The organism is Amycolatopsis sp. FDAARGOS 1241 (assembly GCF_016889705.1).
In the GTDB taxonomy this organism is placed as follows: domain Bacteria; phylum Actinomycetota; class Actinomycetes; order Mycobacteriales; family Pseudonocardiaceae; genus Amycolatopsis.
Window position 1 is genome coordinate 2,925,547 of record NZ_CP069526.1, and the last position, 18,274, is coordinate 2,943,820.

An 18,274-nucleotide genomic window follows, 5' to 3' on the forward strand; every position below is an offset into this window, starting at 1 on the left:
GCGGGCGGAGGCCGGACGCGCAGGTCAGCTCGTGATGTCCTTCGTCGCGAAGCGGCGCCCGGCCAGCAGCAGGAACACCGTGGTGTAGATGAGCGACGAGAGCACCCCGCTCGCCATGTCCGACCAGTCGATGTCAGTGGAGATCAGGTCGATCCAGGCGAACGAGAAGTGCGTGGGCAGGTAGTTGCGCAGGCCCTCGAGCGCGGTGATCTGGTCGAGGATCTGCGACAGGATCGCCACCAGCACCGTGCCGCCGACCGCGCCCAGCGGAGCGTCGGTCGACACGCTCAGCAGCAGCGCCAGCCCGGCCACCCACGCCAGCTGCACGATGATGTACACAGTGGACAGCAGGAGCGCGATCATGCTGTCGCCGAAGGACACCGCGTCGCCCGTGGGGCTGATCGCGTCGCCCGCGCCGTACCAGATCACCCCCACCAGCAGCGACACGAGCGGCAGCAGCACGAGCGCCGCGGCGGACAGCAGGCCCGACACGATCGCCTTCTGCCGCAGCAGCCGGTGCCGCGGCACCGGGATCGCCAGGAGGTACTTCAGGCTCGACCACGACGACTCGCTGGCGATCGTGTCGCCGAAGAACAACGCCACGATCATCGGCAGCAGGAACGTGCCGGACACGAACAGCGCGAGCACCACGAAGTTGGGCGCGCTCGCCGTCGCCAGGTCCACGAACCCGCCAGAGCGCCGGTTGGGGTTCGACTGCCCGATCTCGAACGCCACCACGAGGATGAACGGCAGGATCGCCACGAACCCGAGCACGAGCTGCGTGCGGCGGCGTTTGAACTGCCGCTTCAGCTCCACGCCGAGGCGCAGCGTGCGCTCGGCGCGGTAGCCGGCGACGGCGCCGTCCGGGCCCACCTCGGCCCGCTCGGCCGTGGCCAGTTCGCTCAGCTCCCGCAGGGCGGCAGGGTCGGTGTGGACCCCGCCGGAACCGTTGGCCTCGTTCATGAGTCCTCTCCGACCAGCTGCAGGAACGCGTCTTCGAGCCGGCGCCGCGGCCCGGCCTGCTCCACCGCGACGCCCGCGCGCACGAGCGCCGCCACCGCCTCGGCGCGCGGCAGCCCGTCGAGGTTCGCGTGCACGAGGTCGCCTTCCACGTCGACGTGCGTGACGCCGCCGACGCCCTTGAGCGCCGCCGCGGCCGCCGCCGGGTCGCCGACGCGGAATGTGGCCTCGCCGCTCGAGGCCGCCAGCTCGCTGACCTCGCCGGAGGCCACGAGCGTGCCGCGGTGCATCACCACGACGTGCGAACAGGTCTGCTCGACCTCGGCCAGCAGGTGGCTCGAGACGACGACGGTGCGCCCGGTGGCGGCGTAGCGCTGCAGGACCTCGCGCATCTGGTGGATCTGGGGCGGGTCGAGCCCGTTGGTCGGTTCGTCGAGCACCATCAGCTCGGGCAGCCCGAGCATCGCCTGCGCGATCGCGAGCCGCTGTCGCATGCCCTGGCTGTAGGTCTTCACGCGCCGGTTCACCGCGTCGCCGAGGCCCGCGATCTCCAGCGCCTCCGTGAAGTGCGCCTTCTCGACCGGCCGCCCGGTGGAAGCCCAGTACAGCTCGAGGTTCGCCTTGCCCGACAGGTGCGGCAAGAACCCGGACCCCTCGACGAACGACCCGATGCGCGACAGCACGGGCGCGCCCGGCGCGATCCGGTGGCCGAACACGCGGATCTCGCCCGCGGTCGGCGTGATCAGGCCCATCAACATGCGCAGCGTGGTCGTCTTGCCGGCGCCGTTGGGCCCGAGCAGACCCAGCACCTGGCCCGGTTCCACGTGGAAGGACAGGTCCTTCACCGCAACGAACCCACCCGCGTACTGCTTGCGCAGCCCCTTGATCACGAGCGGGGTGTCCGCCAGCTCGGGGTCGACGTCGTGCGCCCGGCGCCGGCGGATCGCGGCGACGGCCAGCGCGGCGATGCCGACGAGCAGCGTCACGCCGATGCCGACCAGCCGGCCGACCGGCGCCGGCGTGCCGACCGAGGTCCCGGGCACGATCGGCACGGCGAGCGATGAACCGGACACCAGGCCGATGCGGAACACGCCCGGCGCGGTCGGCGTCGAGAAGGACTGGTCGGTAGTGCCCACGACGAGGCGCAGCGAGTGGCCGGCCTCGATCGGCCGCACGATGCCCGGCAGCGTCACCGTCACGTCGACCGGGGTGCCGTTCGCGGGCAGGTTTTCGACGCGGAACGGGGCGACGGCGTTGGCCGGCAGCACGCGCGTGCCGTCGGGGCCCACGTCGTAGAGCTTCGCGAAGAGCACGGCGTCCGGCAGCGGGTGCGCGGGATCGGCCGCGACCTGCAGGTGCACGGTGCTGGAGCCGGCGATGAGCAACTGGCTGTCGAACGGCGCAGTGCGGAACTGCGCCGACTGCCCCGGCGGATCGGTGCTGAACAGCGGCGCGAGCCGCGACGAGCCGGCCGCGACCCCGTTGAGCCCGGGGAGGCCGCTCACGGCCGCGGGGTTTGCGCCGGCGGGCCGCACCGCCGGCTGCGGCGGGCCCTGCAATGCGACCTGGCGCCGCTCGGTCCCGGCACCGGAGAGGCCGGGGTAGGCGTCGGTGCTGACCGTGCGCACGGACGGCGCGCCGTTGGCCCGCAGGGTGCCCTGCACGTCGTAGCTGAAGCCGGTGCCCGGATCGCCGTCGCCGGTCACGGCGGACCACAGGAAGTCGGCGATCTTGGTGCGCAGCTGCGGGCCCGGGGTGCCGCCGTCGTGGCCGCCGGTGTACCAGATCGTGCGCACTTTGCCGCCCGCCGCGCTGATCTGCCGCGCGGTGGCGTCGGACTGGTCGAGGCCGAACAGCGTGTCGCTCTCACCCTGCACGAGCAGCGTCGGCACGGTAATCTTGCTCGTCACCGACGCCGGGGAAACACGCTTCAGCAGCGCGACGGTCTGCGCGCTGACCTTCCCGGTGGTGGCCAGTTCCGTGTAGGCCTGGCAGACCTGCGCGGTGAAGCGGCCGCACGGGTCCGCGGCCGGCAGCTGCGCCGGGCGCTGCTGCGGGGCGGTCGCCTGGGTCTCGGTGCCCCCGCCCGCGCCGGCGCCCGTACCGCCGACCGAACCGCCGTTGTCGCCGGTCTCCTGCCCGGCCTCCGGTGCTTCAGCCGACGGCGAGCCGGCCGCGGACGCACCCGAACCGGCGGAGAAGAAGATGCCCGCCCAGCTCTTCTTGAACACCCCGTCGGGCGCGAACTCGCCCGCCGCCGGGGTCTTCGCAGCGGGCGGGGTGGTCGCGCCGGCGTTGGGGATCAGTCCCTGCGCCAGGTCGTTGTACGTAATCACCGGCGCGACGGCGGCCACGCGCTTGTCGGTGCCCGCGAGCAGCAGCGACAGCGCACCGCCGTAGGACGCGCCGGTCACGGCGAGCTCCGGGGCGCCGTCGGCGCGCGTGGCGACGTCGTGGCTCGCGAGCAGGTGGTCGATCAGCCGGCTCGCGTCGGCGACCTCGGCGTCGGGGTCGTTGAGCCCGATCTTGCCGCCGCTGCGGCCGAAGCCACGCGCCGACCAGGTCAGCACCACGAACCCGCGCTCGGCGAGTTCGCGCGCCTGGGGGTCCACGCTGGACTTGTCGCCGCCGAACCCGTGGGCCAGCAGCACAGCGGGGGCGGGCGTTTTCTCGGGGTAGTAGGTGGTGGTGTCGATGCGGACCTGGCCGGCCGAGCCGGGCGCAGCCGGCACGGCGAGGAAGGCGTCCTGGGTCCGGACCGGCGCGGGGTCCGAGCCGCGCGTGGTCCAGACGGCCACGGCCGCGGCGACGACCACCACGACCGCGGCCAGCGCGGTGAGCCTTGAACCGCGCGTGCGCGGGAACGGGATGCGGGGCACGTGCTGACGTTATGGGAGCTTTCCTGAGAACGTCGCGCGGGGCTCACACGGATCAGACATCCTTTTCAGCCGGACACGCGTGATCGACTCGTACGGTGACGCAGTTAACACGGCCGGTGCGGTGACGCGGGCAACCCCCACTGGCGCTCGCGCCGCGTAACCGGCACACTGGACGCGCTGTGAGGGGAGTATTCCTCCGCGGCGGTGTCGTCAGCACGGTGGCCTGGCCCCCGGCACCGTCGGCCGGTTGCGAAACCGGCGGAAGAGACCTCCGGTTAGTTGCTGCTGCGCACTATCCGGAGGTTCTGCTGTGATGACCGTTCCCCTGTGGTTGTGGATCGCCACGGTCGGCGGCCTGCTCGCCCTGATCGCCCTCGACCTGGTGATCGTCGACCACAAGCCCCACGCGATCAAAGCGGGTGAGGCCGCGCGCTGGGTGATCTTCTACATCGCCTGCGCGATCGCGTTCGGCATCGGCGTGTGGGTGTTCGCCGGGCACGACCCGGGCGTGCAATTTTTCACCGGCTACATCACCGAGTACTCGCTGAGCGTCGACAACCTGTTCATCTTCATGATCATCATGGCGTCGTTCAAGGTGCCGGCGATCCACCAGCACCGCGTGCTGCTCGTCGGAATCCTGCTCGCGCTCGCCATGCGCAGCGTGTTCATCGCCGTCGGTGCGGCGCTCATCGCCCAGTTCGTGTGGGTGTTCTTCATCTTCGGCGGGGTGCTGATCTGGACCGCGATCAGCATGCTGCGCAAGAAGGACGAGGAAGAGGAGTACCACGAGAACGCGGTGACCCGCTGGGTCCGCAAGATCGCCCCCGTCACCGACGACTTCCACGGCCACAAGTACGTCGTGAAGTTGAACGGCAAGCGGATGATCACGCCGATGCTGGTCGTCATCGTCGCGATCGGCTCGGCCGACCTGCTGTTCGCCGTCGACTCCATCCCGGCGATCTTCGGCATCACGCAGGAAGCGTTCCTCGTGTTCACCGCCAACGCGTTCGCGCTGATGGGCCTGCGGCAGCTGTACTTCCTGCTCGGTGGCCTGGTGAACAAGCTCGTGTACCTGTCCTACGGCCTGGCGGTGATCCTCGCCTTCATCGGGGCGAAGCTGTTCGTGCACGCGCTGCACGAGTACCACGTGGCCCCCGACTGGCTGGACATCAACAACTGGGTGTCCCTGGGTGTGATCGTCGTGGTGCTGGCGATCACCACGGTCGCCAGCCTGCTCAAGGCGAAGCGGGACGAACGGGCGGAAGTCGCCGCGAAATAAGTCTTTCGCTTTGCTAATGATCCGGTACGGTCGTCGGCATGCGACCAGCCGACATCGAAGCCCTCGTCGTTCCCGGTCACCCCGCACTCCGGGGCGATCTGCTGCTCACCGCGGTCACCCACCCCGACCTCGGCTCCAACTCCAACCACGGCTCGATCCGCCGCGTGGAGCTCGGGGGAGGGGGAGACGGGACGCCATGGACGCACGGCCCGCACGACGCGGCACCGGCGATCTCGCCCGACGGTCGCTGGGTCGCGTTCCTGCGGACCGGCGACGGCGAGGGCCCGGACGGCAAGCCCCAGGTCCACGTGATGGCCGCGGCGGGCGGCGAAGCGAAGCGGCTCACGAAGCTGCAGCTGGGCGCCGCGGCGCCGGTGTGGGCGCCGGACTCGCGGCGGCTCGCGTTCACCGCGCGCGTGCCCGAGGCCGGGCGCTACGGCACCGAGGACGCCGACGGCGAGACGCCGGAGCCGACCGCCGAGGCGCCGCGCCGGATCACGCGCTTCGACTACCGCATCGACGACGTCGGCTTCCTGCGCGACCGGCCCAAGCGGCTGTTCGTGCTCGACGCCGTTGGCGCGCTCGACGCGGCCGAGCTGCCCGAGCTCGAACCCGTCTCACCGGACAGCTACGACGTCGGCGATCCCGTGTGGACACCCGACGGCGAGCGCGTGGTCGTCACCGTGCCCCAGGACTGGGACCGCGTGGAGACCGACTACAACGACCTGGTCGCGTTTCCGGCCGGCGGTGGTGAACCGGAGCTGCTCGTGGTGTGCCACGGCCACGCCGAGCAGCCCGTGTTCGGCCCGGACGGCACGCTGTTCTTCTACGGCTCGTCCTACGAGGACGGACACCGCGAAGCCTGCAACACGGGTCTGTACGCCGCCACGATCGAGGCCGGCGGCCCCGTGAAGGCGCGCCGGCTGACCGACATCGAGACCGTCGACATCGAGAGCGGCTCCGGTCACGCCGTGCCGATGGATGGCGAGGTGCTCGTGGCCGTCCGCAACCGCGGCGCGGTGGAGCTGCGCGCGGTGCCGGCGGCGGCCGACGCCGCCGCGCTCTCGGACCTGCGGGTGCTGCACGACGGCCACGTCGTGGTCCGCGGGTTCGCCGCCGACGGCGCCACGGTCGTCGCGGTGGTCGCGACACCCGAGACGGCCGGCGAGGTGGTGGTACTCGACGCGATTGGCCCGCGCGTGCTCACCGACTACTCGAAGGCGTTGCGCGACAAGGGGTTGCGCACGGTCGAGGAGCTCACCACGACCGCGCCGGACGGCTACCCCGTGCACGGCTGGCTCGTGCTGCCCGAAGGCGAGGGCCCACACCCGGTGCTGCGCGTGGTCCACGGCGGGCCGTTCGCTCAGCAGGACTGGGCGGTGTTCGACGAAGCCCAGGTGTACGCGGCGGCCGGCTACGCCGTGGTGCTCGGCAACCCGCGCGGTTCGGCGGGGTACGGGCAGAGCCACGGCCGCGCGATCACGTTCGGCTTCGGCACGGTCGACGTCGACGACGTGCTCGCGTTGCTCGACAAGGCGCTCGAGCGGCGCGACCTCGACTCGTCGCGCGTCGGCATCATGGGCGGCTCGTACGGCGGCTTCATGACGAGCTGGGTCGCTTCGCACCACCCGGAGCGGTTCAAGGCGGCGTGGAGCGAGCGGGCCGTGAACGCGTGGGACTCGATGCTCGGCAGCTCCGACATCGGCTACTTCTTCGTGGACGCCTACATCGGCACCGACCCGGAGGTGCTGCGCGACCGCAGCCCGCTGACCTACGCCGCGGACATCAGCATCCCGTTCGCCGTCGTTCACTCCGAACAGGACTGGCGCTGCCCGCTGGAGCAGGCGCAGCGGATGTTCGTGGCGTTGCGCCGCGCCGGCGCCGACGCGGAGTTCCTGCTGTTCCCGGGCGAGGGCCACGAGCTGTCGCGCTCGGGCCGGCCGCGTCACCGGGTGCAGCGCTTCGACGCGGTGCTGGACTGGTGGTCGCGGCACCTGGCCTGACGCGGGTTCAGTTCAGGAGCGTGTAGTTCAGCTCCTCGCAGACCCGGCCGAGCGGGACGTCGAGCCCCGGGTGATCCAGCGGCAGCAGGACATCCGGGGCGATCGGCAGCGCGGTGCCCGCCGGCGGGTCCCACAGGCACAGGGCGGGGAACCCCGAGTCCATGGACGAGCGGTACCAGAGGCCGTCGAGGTCGGGCAGCGCCGTGCGGATGGCCCGCGCCCACGCCTGCGTGATCTTCTTCGGCCCGCTGGAGATCTCCTGCGACGCGCCCACCCGCGTCGGCCACAGGCCGGTGAGGTCGAGCAGCCGCAGTGTGCGCATCGGGCGCACGACGACGAGCCGCGGCCCGCGCGTCTTGCGGTCGACGGTCGAACTGGTCTGGAACACCTCGGCGACGCTCGTGCGCACGGTCAGCCCGAAATAGAGCACGCCGTTGGCCGGATCGGTCACCGGCCGGCCGCCGCGCCCGGGCGGCTGCTGGTCGAAACGCCCGTGAGGCAACGGTCCCGTGTAGCGGAACGAGTTCCACTGCTGCGGGTGGTTTCCGTGCGCGGTGAAGATGCGGACCAGCCTGGTCTCGGGCTGCACCGCCACCACGTCGTGGGCGCGATCGAGCTCGTTGACCAGCACGGACCGCGCGGGCGGCAGCGGGAGCCGGGCCATGCGTCGGGGGTCGTCCGTCCTGTGTCGGTGATCTTCGTGGGCTGCTCAGCTTAGAACGGCGAGCCCAGCATGGCGACGAGGCGCGCCACGTGTTCGGGGTCGCCGCCGGCGAGAAGCCACTGGCGCGGCGTCGCGGGCTGGTCGCCGATCAGCAGGTCGTCCTGCGGGGTGTTCATGAACGCGGCGACGACGAGCGCCGGCTGGTCCTCGGGGACCGCGCGCAGCACCACCTCGAGGCCGGGCAGCACACCGCTCCCGGCGAACTGCCACGACGGCAGCCGCCAGCCCTGGTCCTTCCAGCCCGTGAGCCGGCCTTCCTTGAGGCGGTGGCGGATCCGGCTGTCGTCGACGTTCAGGGCCTTGGCGGCCTGCGTGACGGTGAGCGCGGAATCGGCGAGCACGGCGTGGGCCGCGACGGTGCGCGCGCGGAAGTCCGGCTCGTCCTCCCCGTGGGGGGTGAGGTCGAGGCCGACGTCCGTGAGCGCCGCCTGCTGGTCGGGCGAGAAGTAGTGCGAGGGGTCCGGGTTCGGCGGTGACAGCCTGCGCGCCGCGTCCTCCACGAGCGTGAGGAACTCGGTGGCGTCGGCCTTGAGCCCCGCTTTGGCGAGGACGTTCTCCAGCGCGGCTGACATGCGCCCAGACTAGCTCGTGTGTGCGGCTTCGTGCGGATCCTCGCCGCACCTGTGGGTGAATTCACCAGTGATCGACACGTACTGCACACAGTTCGACACTTTGTGTAGGAGTTTTCGCCTCAGTGTGCCCGGCTCGTGGCGTGGTTGTCCAGGCTTTCGTGCGCTTGACACCTGCCCGTGGTGCCCCTTACTTTCGGTTTGGTAATCGATTTCCCGCCTCGGGCTGTTTGCGGGCTCCGGTGGCCTGCGGGCCAACCGGTGCTGGGGGGACAGGGGGTGGGACGTGCCTGGCGGGCCGGTACTGCCGGCCCACCAGGCACGTCGTCCTTTCGGAACGTTCTTTCGGCGCCGGCGGTGCGGCTGAAATTCCAGCGAGACGCATTTCTGCGGCGCCGGCCGCACCCATTCGGCGCCGGATTCGTGGCGGCGTGGCCTCTTCGACCGGCGGGCGGCTAGCTGGATGAGGCCATGAAGTGGGTGACGCCGGTGTGAAGCCGGGTCGCTGGTGGTTGTCAGTGACGTTCCAGACGGCCGCAGCTGTGGTGCGTTGCTGTTCGCCGGTCCAGGCGCGGGCGTAGAGAAACTCTTCGGCCAGGGTCCGGAGCCGCGCCGAAGGATCCGGTGCTCTCGACTCCGATCGTGACTACTTCGCCGTGTTCCTCAACCCATGCCAGAAGTCGGCGTAGCCGCGGTCATTGGCGGGGACCTCCCGATGGCCCAATAGGCGGCCCTGGCCATCGGTCGCACCGCGTAGTGGGTGTTCTTGTGGGTGTCGACGCCGCCGATCACGGCAACAGCTGCTGGCTCGATAGCCGTCTGGGTGGTCATGCCGGATGTGCTCCTCCGCCGGGGCTGATCTGACGGATGGAGCGAACCGGCCGGGCGGGCGACAAGCCTGTGACGGGGGCTTCTCGCAAGCTCCTATCAGGTCAGTTCCGCCTGGCCGGTGCGCACCACGGCGCTGCAGCGAAGCCGGCCGACGAATCGAACGCAGGACACCACCATCGGTCGGTCATACCTTGGCCGGGGTCAGACCGGCCCCGACGCAGCGCCAGCACAAGTCTTCACAGAGTTTCCCGTTGTGGCGTCGGGTGTAGGGCGCCGTGCAGGGCGTCGCGAAGTCGTGGGCGCGGTGGCACGCGCCGTTGCTCCATCACGACCGTCACCTCCGCAGCCGTGACGCCGTCGGGCAGCCGTGCCCACAACCGATCCAGTTCCTCGCTGCGGGTGCGGAAACGGTGCCCGGACCAGAGCACGCGTCCCTGCTCGTCGGCCATGCTGGCTTGGTGCTGCGCGCGGACCGCGAGGTCGATGCCCATCCGAACGATCAATGCCGGCTCCCTTGCTCGCGTGAATTCGGATCCGGCCGCCGCACCGCCGTGGGAGTCCGAGCCGCACCAGACATTCGCTAACAGGGATCCACATCCGCCTCGATCAGGACATGGTCACCGGGTTCCTAACAGGGCATCTCGAACTCCGGCAGTGGCCCCGCCCGCCAGCATGGTCAACAGGCAAGGAGTCGCGCAGCGCTCCACTCGGTCAAACAACGTTCACAGGCGGGTGCCGGACGACCCCGATCCCTCCCGCCGGCCGACGAGACAGGCTCAACGCCGCACACCCAGCTTGAATGTCGGTGACCAGGCGGTGGATGCGGGTGAGCCGGCGGCGACCCTCGACAGACAGCGGGGCATTACGGTGGTGTATGGACGCGTCTTTCTGCTCGACGGACGAGTTGGCCGCACCCATCATCCTGCCGCCGAAAGACCCGTGCCCATCCTCAGGCCGGCCGATACCAACGTTTCGGCCGGCCTGAGGACTAGCGGCGTGAGCTCTGCCGCTCGATCAACCGCGCTTCCAGGGTCGTCGTCGTCGGATGGCGGGTACTGTCGGCGATGCGGGCGAGCAGGAGTTGCGCGGCGACGCGGCCGACTTCGTACGCGGGCTGCGCGACGACCGTCAGGGGCGGGTCGATCAGCGTCGTCCAGGGAGCGTCGTCGAAGGAGACGATGCCGATGTCGCGGCCGGGGCGCAGGCGCCGGGCCGACAGGGCTTCCAGGACGCCGATGGTCATCGTGCTGTTGGCGACCAGCAGCGCGTCGGGTGGTTCCGGCAGGTCGAGCAGCTCCATGGCGGCCACGCGCGCCCCTTCGGCGCGGTAGCCGGTGCGGCGGAACACGGCATTCTCCTCGCCGACGGCGTCGAGGTACCCCGCGAGCCGGTCGTCGGCCGTGCGGACGCCGGCGGGGCCGGACAGGCAGCCGATGCGCCGGTAGCCCTCGGCGATGAGGTGGCGGGTCGCGCCGCGGGCGCCGCGGCGGGTGTCGACGAGGACCTGGTCGCCGTCCGGGCCGGTGAGCGGCCGGTCGACCGCGACGACGGGCGTGCCCTGCCGGCGCAGGCGGTCGACGTTCGTGGAGCGGCCGGTGGGCGAGAGCACGACGCCGGCGACGCGTTCCTGGAGCGCGACGTCGATGTAGCGGCGCTCCTTGTCCTCGTTCTCGTCGGAGTTGCACAGCACCACCGAGTACCCGGAAACCTGCGCGAGGTCCTCGACCCCGCGCGCGATCGCGGTGAAGAACGGGTTCTCGACGTCGGAGATGATCAGGGCCAGCACCGCCGTCTCCTGACGGCGCAGATTCCGGGCCAGGCCGTTGGGGTGGTAGCCGAGTTCTTCGGCAGCCACCAGAACCCGCGCGGCGAGCTCAGGGTCCACTGTGGACTTGCCGTTGAGGGCCCGGGAGACCGTCGCGGTGGAGACGCCGGCGCGCGCGGCGACGTCGCTGATGGTGGCCACCGTGACCTCCTCGTCCAGGCTTGCTTGACACCTTCGTACCCGAAGAATAGCGTCCCGAGTAATCGTTTACCGTCCGCTTGCCGGGGGAGACTCGTGGATCCGGGACTGCTGGTCGGCACCGACATCGGCACCTCAAGCTCCAAGGGCGTGCTCGTCGGTGCGGACGGCACGATACTGGCGCGCGCCGGACGCGCGCACACCACCTCCCGGCCGCGGCCCGGCTGGTTCGAGCACGACGCCGAGCACGTGTGGTGGGCCGGCTTCACCGCGCTGGTCCGCGAGCTCACCGCCGTGGCGGGCGACCGGCCGCTCGCCGGGCTCGCCGTGAGCGGCATCGGGCCCGTGCTGCTGCCCGCCGACGCCGCCGGCCGGCCCCTGCGGCCCGCGATCCTCTACGGCGTCGACACGCGTGCGAGCGCGGAGATCACCGAGCTGACCGGGGAACTCGGCGAAGAGTCCATTGTGGAACGATCCGGCAGCGCGCTGTCCAGCCAGGCGGTCGGACCCAAGTGGCGCTGGCTGTACCGCCACGAACCGGAGGTTGCCCAGCGTGCCGAACTGTTCCTCATGGCGAGCTCGTACCTCGCGCTTCGGCTGACCGGCGAGTACGTGCTCGACCACCACTCGGCGAGCCAGTGCGACCCGATGTACGACCTGCGGGCCGGGACGTGGGCCGAGGATTGGGCGCGCCTCGTGGCTCCTCGCGTCACGCTGCCGCGGCTCGCGTGGCCGACGGAGGTCGCCGGTACCGTGACCGCGGCCGCGGCCGCGGAAACCGGTCTGCCGCAAGGACTTCCCGTCACGTGCGGCACGGTCGACGCCTGGGCCGAAGCCGCGAGCGCGGGCGTGCGGGCGCCCGGTGACACGATGGTCATGTACGGCACCACGATGTTCCTGATCCAGACCGTGGCGCGCCCGCGGCCGGTGCCGGGCCTGTGGGCCACCAACGGCGCGTTCCCGGGCACGTACTCGCTGGCCGCGGGAATGGCGACGTCGGGGGCGATCACCGACTGGCTGCGCGAGCTCGTCGGTGGCGAGTTCGCCGACCTCGTGGCCGCGGCGGGCGACGTGCCGGCCGGGAGCCGCGGGCTGCTGATGCTGCCGTACTTCGCGGGCGAACGGACGCCCGTGCCGGACCCGGCCGCGCGCGGTGTGCTCGCCGGGCTGACGATCTCCCACGGCAAAGCCGACCTCTACCGGGCGGCGCTCGAAGGCACGGCCTACGGCGTGCGCCACAACCTCGAGACGATGGGCCCGGCCGAAGGCCGCCGACTTGTGGCGGTCGGCGGCGGCACGCAGGGTCGCGTGTGGACGCAGATCGTCAGCGACGTGACGCGCGCCGACCAGCACGTGCCGACCGAGACGATCGGCGCGGCGTTCGGCGACGCGCTCCTGGCCGCGATCGCCGTGGGTATGGCACCGGACATCGGCGCCTGGAACCCGATCGCCGAGGTCGTCCGCCCGGATCCGGCGCGCGCCGACGTGTACGACGAGTTCTACGCCCGCTATCGCGCGCTGTACCCGGCGACGGTGGACGTCGCGCACTTCCTGGCCGGACAGCAGCAGCGGGCGGCGGATCACGAGGGGTGACCGCGGTTGCCGGCGCCCGGTCGGCGATTCAGGAGAAGAACGCGCTTGGCGTGAGGCCGGTGAGCGTGCGGCACTCGCGGCTGAGGTGGGCCTGGTCGGCGTACCCGGCGCGCGCGGCGAGCTCGGCCAGCCCGGGCGTTCGCCGGGCGAGGCCGATGGCTCGCTGGAACCGCAGCACGCGCAGGTAGGTCGCCGGTCCGTAGCCGACGGCCACCGTGAACCGCCGCCGCAGCTGGCGTTCGCCGACGGCCGACGCCGGAGCGCCCACGCGCGCCGGGGCCTCTCGCAGGTAAGCCAGCAGTTCGGCGACCGCTTCGTCCGGTTCGGCGGGCTGCTCGCGCACGACGTCGGCGAGGGTGCGCCGCCCGCCGAGCACCGCGTCGGCGAGGAGCGCGCCGCGGTGGCCCCACAGGTCCGCGAGCGGGATGCGGCGGTCGCGCAGTTCGTCGGCAGCCACGCCGAGGACGGGCGGTGCCGCGCCCGGGTGGAAGCGGAGACCGCGCAGAGCCGCGCCCGGCGTGCTGACCGACGACCACGGCCCGGTGTCCGGCCCCGCGACGAACACCTCGCCGTCTCCCGCGACGAGGTCGACGCAGCCGTCGGGCACGATCCGCTTCGGGCCCGCCTCGACCGACTCCCACAGGCAGCGGACGACGGCGCGCACCGGCTCGGGTGCCGTCATCTCCGAGTACACGCCCCGATTGTCCCCGCCCGGTACGACAGAACGCGAGTCATGACGCCGATCGACGCACTGGCCTGGGTCCACATCCGCGACCGGCGGCTGCTGTCGGTGCGCACGCGGGGCAAGGAGAAGTTCTCCTTGCCGGGCGGCAGGCGCGAGCCCGGGGAGAGCGACGTCGCCGGTCTGTGCCGGGAGATCCGCGAGGAGCTGGGCGTCGAACTCGACCCGCTGAGCTTTCCTCGCGCTGCTCGACGAGCGGGCCGACGGGTTCGCCGACGGCCGCCGCGTCCGCGTGACCTGCTACATGGCCGAACACAGGGGCGAACCGGTGGCGTCGGCAGAGATCGCCGAAGCCGCGTGGCTCGGCAGCGGTGATGGCGCTGCGTGCCCGCCCGCCGGGCAGCGGGTCCTGCGGCTGCTGGCCGAGCAAGGGCTCGTCGACTGAGACCCGAGATGACTCTCCGTGACCGCGTATCGCAACGGTGTTATCGGCATCGTGCGTGGTGACCACACCCGGTGAGCGGTCCACTGGGCCGCCCGAAAGGGTGAAGTTTCATCAATTTTTTCGGATTGGCTAACGCCGCGTGACGTTGGGGCGAGAACCCTGATGTCGTACTCGATGGAAGTGCGCTCGAACGAGAGAAGACCTCTCCATGGGTGTTCCTGCCACGACTCCGCCGGCACCGCGGCCGGGCCGGCTCAAGCCGCTCGGCAGTGTGGTGGTCGTGGTCGGCGTCGTCGCCGTCGCGCTCGCGGTGGCCGCGTACGTCATGCCCAAGGCGGCCCCCGGGGCCGGTGACCCTGCCGCACCGGCCCCGGCCCCGGCCCCGGCCGAGGTCGCGCCCGCCGAGCCCGCGGCCGTCCAGGACGTCACCCGCACCATCGTCTACTCGCTCTTCGGCGCCGCGGGCGCCCGCAATCTCACCTACGTCGGCGCCGACTCGGGGCTCGAACAGCAGGCCGCGGTCACGACCCCGTGGTCGGTGACGGTCACGCGCACCGCGCCCGCGAGCGAGGCCGAGTTCGCCAGCCTGGCCGCCCAGAGCGCCGCCGCCGGCGACCTGACCTGCCGCATCACCGTGGACGGCGCGGTGGTCGCGGAGAAGTCGGTCTCGCGGGAGGGCGCGCAGCTCAGCTGCAGCGCCTGACCCGCGCTTGACCCGACGGCATTTCCGCCGGAGCTGACCCTGCCTGGACAGCGCGCCGGCGCCTCCGCCGGGAAGCCCGCCTGACGTCGTCGGTGCTCGCTCACCTCAGCGCCGCATCGACCGGGGCGGCGCTCGTCAGCCACCTGGTCCCGACTGCCCTCAGCGTGTCCGCCGCAGCCACACAGCGCGCACCTCCGCGGCGGCCGGACCTGAGGCAGGATCGCAGCGTGAACGGTGCGATCGAATTCGGGCCCGCGCTGGTCGTCGTCCTGGCGTTGCTGACGCTGGCGGGCGCCGCGGTGATGAGGTTCGGGGAGCTGGGGCAGGGCCGCGCCGTGGTGTGGGCCGCGGTGCGGGCGGTGGGCCAGCTGGCTCTGGTGTCGCTGGTGATCACGGTGATCCTGCGATCCGGGTGGTTGACCGGGCTGTTCGTGCTGCTGATGTTCGGCATCGCGGCCGTCACGGCGGCGGCGCGGATCGGCGTGCCGCGGCGGCTGGGCTGGGTGGCGCTGGCGCTCGCGGCGGGGGTGGCACCGGTGCTCGCGCTGGTGCTGCTGTCGGGCGTGGTGCCGCCGCGGCCGATCACGGTGGTGCCGATCGCCGGGATCGTGATCGGCGGGACGATGACGGCCACCTCGCTGGCCGCGCGCCGGGCGCTCGACGAGCTGGTGCAGCGCCACGGCGAGTACGAAGCCGCGCTGGCGCTGGGATTCCTGCCGCGGCTGGCGGCGCTCGAGATCTGCCGCCCGTCGGCCGGGCAGGCGCTGATCCCGGCGCTCGACCAGACGCGCACGGTCGGCCTGGTGACGCTGCCGGGTGCCTACGTCGGTCTGCTGCTGGGTGGTGCCGGCCCGATCCAAGCCGGCGTCGCGCAGGCGCTGGTGCTGATCGGGCTGCTGGCGGCGGAAGCGATCGCGGTGCTGACGACCGTCCAGCTCGTCGCGGCGGGGTTCATCCGCCGCGACGAGCAGGTGCGCCGGCGCCGGGTGTTCACGTGGACGCCGAGGCGTCAGCCGAGCGGCGCGGCCAGGTGAGCGGTGTCGTTGAACCGCCGCACGATCCAGCGGTCGCCGAGCACCACGAGGTGGGACACGGAACCGTTGTCGGCGCCCAGGAACGCGAAGCGGTCGACGGCGCGGCTCGCCTGGGCGAGCACCTCGCCGATCACGCCGCCGTGGGTGAACACCGCCACGCGCCGGTCCGGGTTCGCCTCCGCGATACGGGTGATCGCCGCGCGCACGCGCCGGCCGAACGCCTCGTCGGACTCCGCACCGGGGATGACCTCCCAGCGCTGCTCTTCCCACAGCCGGTCGACGATCGGGTGGCCTTCGGTCGTGTGCTGGCGGAAGAGGCCGTTCTCCCACTCGCCGAGGTTGATCTCGCGCAGGTCCGGCTCGACGGTCGGGGTGAGGCCGAGTTTCTCCGCGAGCGGCGCGGCCGTCTGCACCGTGCGGCGCAGGGTGGTGACGTAGAGGGCGTCGATGCGCTCACCCGCGAGCCGCTCGCCCACGCGCGCGGCGTGATCGCGGCCGTCGGGCGCGAGGTCGGGATCGGCCTGGCCGGCGACGAGGTCGAACGGCGCGCTGGCACGGGCGGGCGCGGATTCGCCGTGGCGCACCAGGAAGATCTCGGTGGCTCCGGGCGGTGGGCTGAAACGGTGCTGGCGGTACTCGACTTCCTGCTCGGGCGTGCTCATGCCGCCGACCCTAGCCGGGCGAGGGGGCTCAGCCCAATTGCTTGTCCACGAAGCACCAGCGCCACGTTTCACCGGGTTCGAAGCTGCGCATCACGGGGTGGCGCTCGTCGTGGAAGTGGCGCGTCGCGTGCTTGCGCGGCGACGAGTCGCAGCACGCGACGTTGCCGCACTTGAGGCACATGCGCAGGTGCACCCAGGTGGTGCCTTCCGCGATGCACGCCGCGCAGACGTCCTGCGAGCTCGGGTCGACGTCCCGCCACGGGTGCGCGAGGTGCTTGCACGAGCGCGCCGTGACGGCCGGTGTGCTCAGCTCCCGCTCCACGACCGGCGCTTCCTCCTCGGTGCGGTCGAGCAGTGACTCCTCGATGTCGAGGTGCGCCAGCACGCGCCGCAGCACCGTGTCGTCGGCCATGCCGTTGTCGCGGGCCAGCAGGAACTGCTCGCGGTCGACCTCCAGCAGCTGCAACCGCAGGCGCCGGTACGCGTCGCTCGGGGTTTCGGCGAGCGCGCTCTGGCGGCCGAGCTGTTCCCACGCGGAATCGGCGCGGTACTGCAGGCGATCGCGCAGGCGCTCGACGACGTCCGGCGGGTCGTCCGGGGTGGTGATCTCGTCGAGCCTCGCGAGCGCGGCGTTGGTCATGTCGTTGACCACCGCGGCTTCCTGCAGCGCGTCCTCGGCGGGGTCGGGGCGCGGCAGGCGCAGCCGTCGGATGAGGGTCGGCAGCGTCATGCCCTGCACCACGAGCGTGCCGGCCACGACCGTGAACGCCGCCAGCACCAGCACAGCGCGCTGCGGGGTGTCGGCCGGCAGCACGAACGCCGCGGCGAGCGTGACCACCCCCCGCATCCCCGCCCACGCGATCACGGTCGAGTAGCGCCACGGCCAGATCTTCGCCTTCGTGGTGAAGCGGGCGGTGATGCGTTTGTAGACGCCGATGCCCAGCAGCCACAGCACACGCGTGAGGATCGTCGCGCCGAGCACCGCGGCGCAGATGCCCACGAGCGCCCCCACCGACAGCCCGGACTTGCCGACCTCCGTGATGATCCCGCGCAGCTGTAGGCCGATCAGCAGGAAGACCAGGTTCTCGAGCAGGAACTGCACGGTCTGCCAGTTGAGCCGCGAAGCCAGCCGCGTCGAGCCCGAGAGGATGCGCGGCGACTCGTGGCCCAGCATGAGCCCGCAGACGACCACGGCGAGCACCCCGGAACCGTGCAGCTCCTCGGCCACGAGGTAGGCCACGAACGGCACGACGAACGACAGCGCGGTGTCCGTCACGGGCTCCTCGAGCCGCTTGCGCAACACGGTCGCGAGCAGGCCGATCGCGAGCCCGACCACGATCCCGCCGATCGCGGCGAGCACGAAGTCGAACCCGACCTGCCACATGCTGACCGCGCCGGCCAGCGCCGCGATGGCGGTCCGCAGCGTGACGAGCGCGGCCGCATCGTTGAACAGGCTCTCGCCCTCCAGCAGCCGCACGAGCTTGCGGGGCATGCCGACCCGGCGCGCGACCACGCTCGCCGCCACCGCGTCCGGCGGCGCGACCACCGCGCCGAGCGCGATCGCCGCGGCCAGCGGCAGCCCGGGGATCACGGCCCACGCGACCGCGCCGACCCCGAGCGCGGTGAACACGACCAGGCCCACCGACAGCGTCGCGATCGGCCCGCGCAGCTTGCGGAACGCGACCAGCGACGTCTGGATCGACGCCGAGTACAGCAGTGGGGGCAGCAGCCCGATCAGCACGACCTCGGGGTCGAGCTGGTAGTCCGGCAAGCCGGGGACGAACGACGCCGCGACTCCCACGGCGACCAGACACAGGGGCGCCGACCAGTCCAGACGCCGCGCGATGACCGTGACGAGGAGAACCGTCACGACCAGGGCCACCAACTCCGCCGCGATGTGCACGAGGGTAATCATCACCCGGACGCGTCCGCGCGTGCTCGCGGGAC

15 protein-coding genes and 2 pseudogenes are annotated in these 18,274 nt (G+C 71.9%); 6 read left to right on the forward strand and 11 right to left on the reverse strand.

The window, feature by feature from the left end; genetic code table 11:
• Window positions 1-24: 24 nt before the first annotated feature.
• Window positions 25-963, reverse strand: a complete 939-nt coding sequence (locus I6J71_RS14465; protein WP_204095187.1) for an ABC transporter permease — start codon at window positions 961-963, stop codon at window positions 25-27.
• The gene (locus tag I6J71_RS14470; RefSeq protein WP_204095188.1) at window positions 960-3,839 is read right to left on the reverse strand and encodes an alpha/beta fold hydrolase; all 2,880 of its coding nucleotides are present in this window, start codon (window positions 3,837-3,839) and stop codon (window positions 960-962) included. The genes I6J71_RS14465 and I6J71_RS14470 overlap by 4 nt, the downstream gene beginning before the upstream one ends.
• A 313-nt stretch (window positions 3,840-4,152) precedes the next feature.
• Here I6J71_RS14470 and I6J71_RS14475 point away from each other — a divergent pair, with 313 nt between their 5' ends.
• Both I6J71_RS14475 and I6J71_RS14480 read left to right on the forward strand, forming a co-directional pair.
• Window positions 4,153-5,118 carry a TerC family protein gene (locus tag I6J71_RS14475; protein ID WP_204095189.1) on the forward strand — a complete coding sequence of 322 codons (966 nt, stop codon included), beginning with the start codon at window positions 4,153-4,155 and terminating at the stop codon, window positions 5,116-5,118.
• Between the two features lie 38 nt (window positions 5,119-5,156).
• Window positions 5,157-7,121 carry a S9 family peptidase gene (locus I6J71_RS14480; protein WP_204095190.1) on the forward strand — a complete coding sequence of 655 codons (1,965 nt, stop codon included), beginning with the start codon at window positions 5,157-5,159 and terminating at the stop codon, window positions 7,119-7,121.
• A gap of 7 nt (window positions 7,122-7,128) precedes the next feature.
• Here the strand turns inward: I6J71_RS14480 and I6J71_RS14485 are convergent, their stop codons facing one another.
• The 6 genes and pseudogenes from I6J71_RS14485 to I6J71_RS14505 all read right to left on the reverse strand — a co-directional run bounded on the left by I6J71_RS14485 (window position 7,129) and on the right by I6J71_RS14505 (window position 11,211).
• A complete protein-coding gene (locus tag I6J71_RS14485; protein WP_204095191.1) occupies window positions 7,129-7,785 on the reverse strand; it encodes an RES family NAD+ phosphorylase in 657 nt (218 codons plus the stop codon).
• A 50-nt stretch (window positions 7,786-7,835) separates the two neighbouring features.
• The gene (locus I6J71_RS14490; protein ID WP_204095192.1) at window positions 7,836-8,417 is read right to left on the reverse strand and encodes a DNA-binding protein; all 582 of its coding nucleotides are present in this window, start codon (window positions 8,415-8,417) and stop codon (window positions 7,836-7,838) included.
• Between the two features lie 452 nt (window positions 8,418-8,869).
• Window positions 8,870-9,018: pseudogene (locus I6J71_RS48160) on the reverse strand (IS481 family transposase); the annotation flags it as partial.
• A 59-nt stretch (window positions 9,019-9,077) separates the two neighbouring features.
• Window positions 9,078-9,245 (reverse strand): hypothetical protein, encoded by a 168-nt coding sequence (locus tag I6J71_RS14495; protein ID WP_204095193.1) that lies wholly within the window; start codon window positions 9,243-9,245, stop codon window positions 9,078-9,080.
• A 236-nt stretch (window positions 9,246-9,481) separates the two neighbouring features.
• Window positions 9,482-9,748 carry a hypothetical protein gene (locus I6J71_RS14500; RefSeq protein ID WP_204095194.1) on the reverse strand — a complete coding sequence of 89 codons (267 nt, stop codon included), beginning with the start codon at window positions 9,746-9,748 and terminating at the stop codon, window positions 9,482-9,484.
• Window positions 9,749-10,233: 485 nt separating this feature from the next.
• A complete protein-coding gene (locus tag I6J71_RS14505) occupies window positions 10,234-11,211 on the reverse strand; it encodes a LacI family DNA-binding transcriptional regulator (protein ID WP_204095195.1) in 978 nt (325 codons plus the stop codon).
• Between the two features lie 93 nt (window positions 11,212-11,304).
• Here I6J71_RS14505 and I6J71_RS14510 point away from each other — a divergent pair, with 93 nt between their 5' ends.
• Entirely contained in the window at window positions 11,305-12,801 is a 1,497-nt protein-coding gene (locus I6J71_RS14510) for an FGGY-family carbohydrate kinase (protein ID WP_204095196.1), read from the forward strand.
• 28 nt (window positions 12,802-12,829) lie between these two features.
• Here I6J71_RS14510 and I6J71_RS14515 read toward each other — a convergent pair whose 3' ends face one another.
• On the reverse strand, window positions 12,830-13,495 hold the full coding sequence (locus tag I6J71_RS14515) for a helix-turn-helix domain-containing protein (RefSeq protein WP_370542134.1): 666 nt from the start codon (window positions 13,493-13,495) through the stop codon (window positions 12,830-12,832).
• 39 nt (window positions 13,496-13,534) lie between these two features.
• Here I6J71_RS14515 and I6J71_RS14520 point away from each other — a divergent pair.
• From I6J71_RS14520 to I6J71_RS14530, 3 genes and pseudogenes are all read left to right on the forward strand, one after another.
• Window positions 13,535-13,928 (forward strand): annotated as a pseudogene (locus I6J71_RS14520) (NUDIX domain-containing protein).
• Between the two features lie 208 nt (window positions 13,929-14,136).
• Entirely contained in the window at window positions 14,137-14,631 is a 495-nt protein-coding gene (locus I6J71_RS14525) for an MmpS family transport accessory protein (protein ID WP_204095197.1), read from the forward strand.
• Between the two features lie 227 nt (window positions 14,632-14,858).
• On the forward strand, window positions 14,859-15,665 hold the full coding sequence (locus I6J71_RS14530; RefSeq protein ID WP_204095198.1) for an ABC transporter permease: 807 nt from the start codon (window positions 14,859-14,861) through the stop codon (window positions 15,663-15,665).
• Here I6J71_RS14530 and I6J71_RS14535 read toward each other — a convergent pair.
• Together I6J71_RS14535 and I6J71_RS14540 are read right to left on the reverse strand one after the other, a co-directional pair.
• On the reverse strand, window positions 15,641-16,327 hold the full coding sequence (locus tag I6J71_RS14535) for a histidine phosphatase family protein (protein WP_204095199.1): 687 nt from the start codon (window positions 16,325-16,327) through the stop codon (window positions 15,641-15,643). The two genes, I6J71_RS14530 and I6J71_RS14535, sit on opposite strands and share 25 nt — an antisense overlap.
• 28 nt (window positions 16,328-16,355) lie before the next feature.
• Entirely contained in the window at window positions 16,356-18,242 is a 1,887-nt protein-coding gene (locus I6J71_RS14540) for a Na+/H+ antiporter (RefSeq protein ID WP_204095200.1), read from the reverse strand.
• Between the last annotated feature and the right edge of the window lie 32 nt (window positions 18,243-18,274).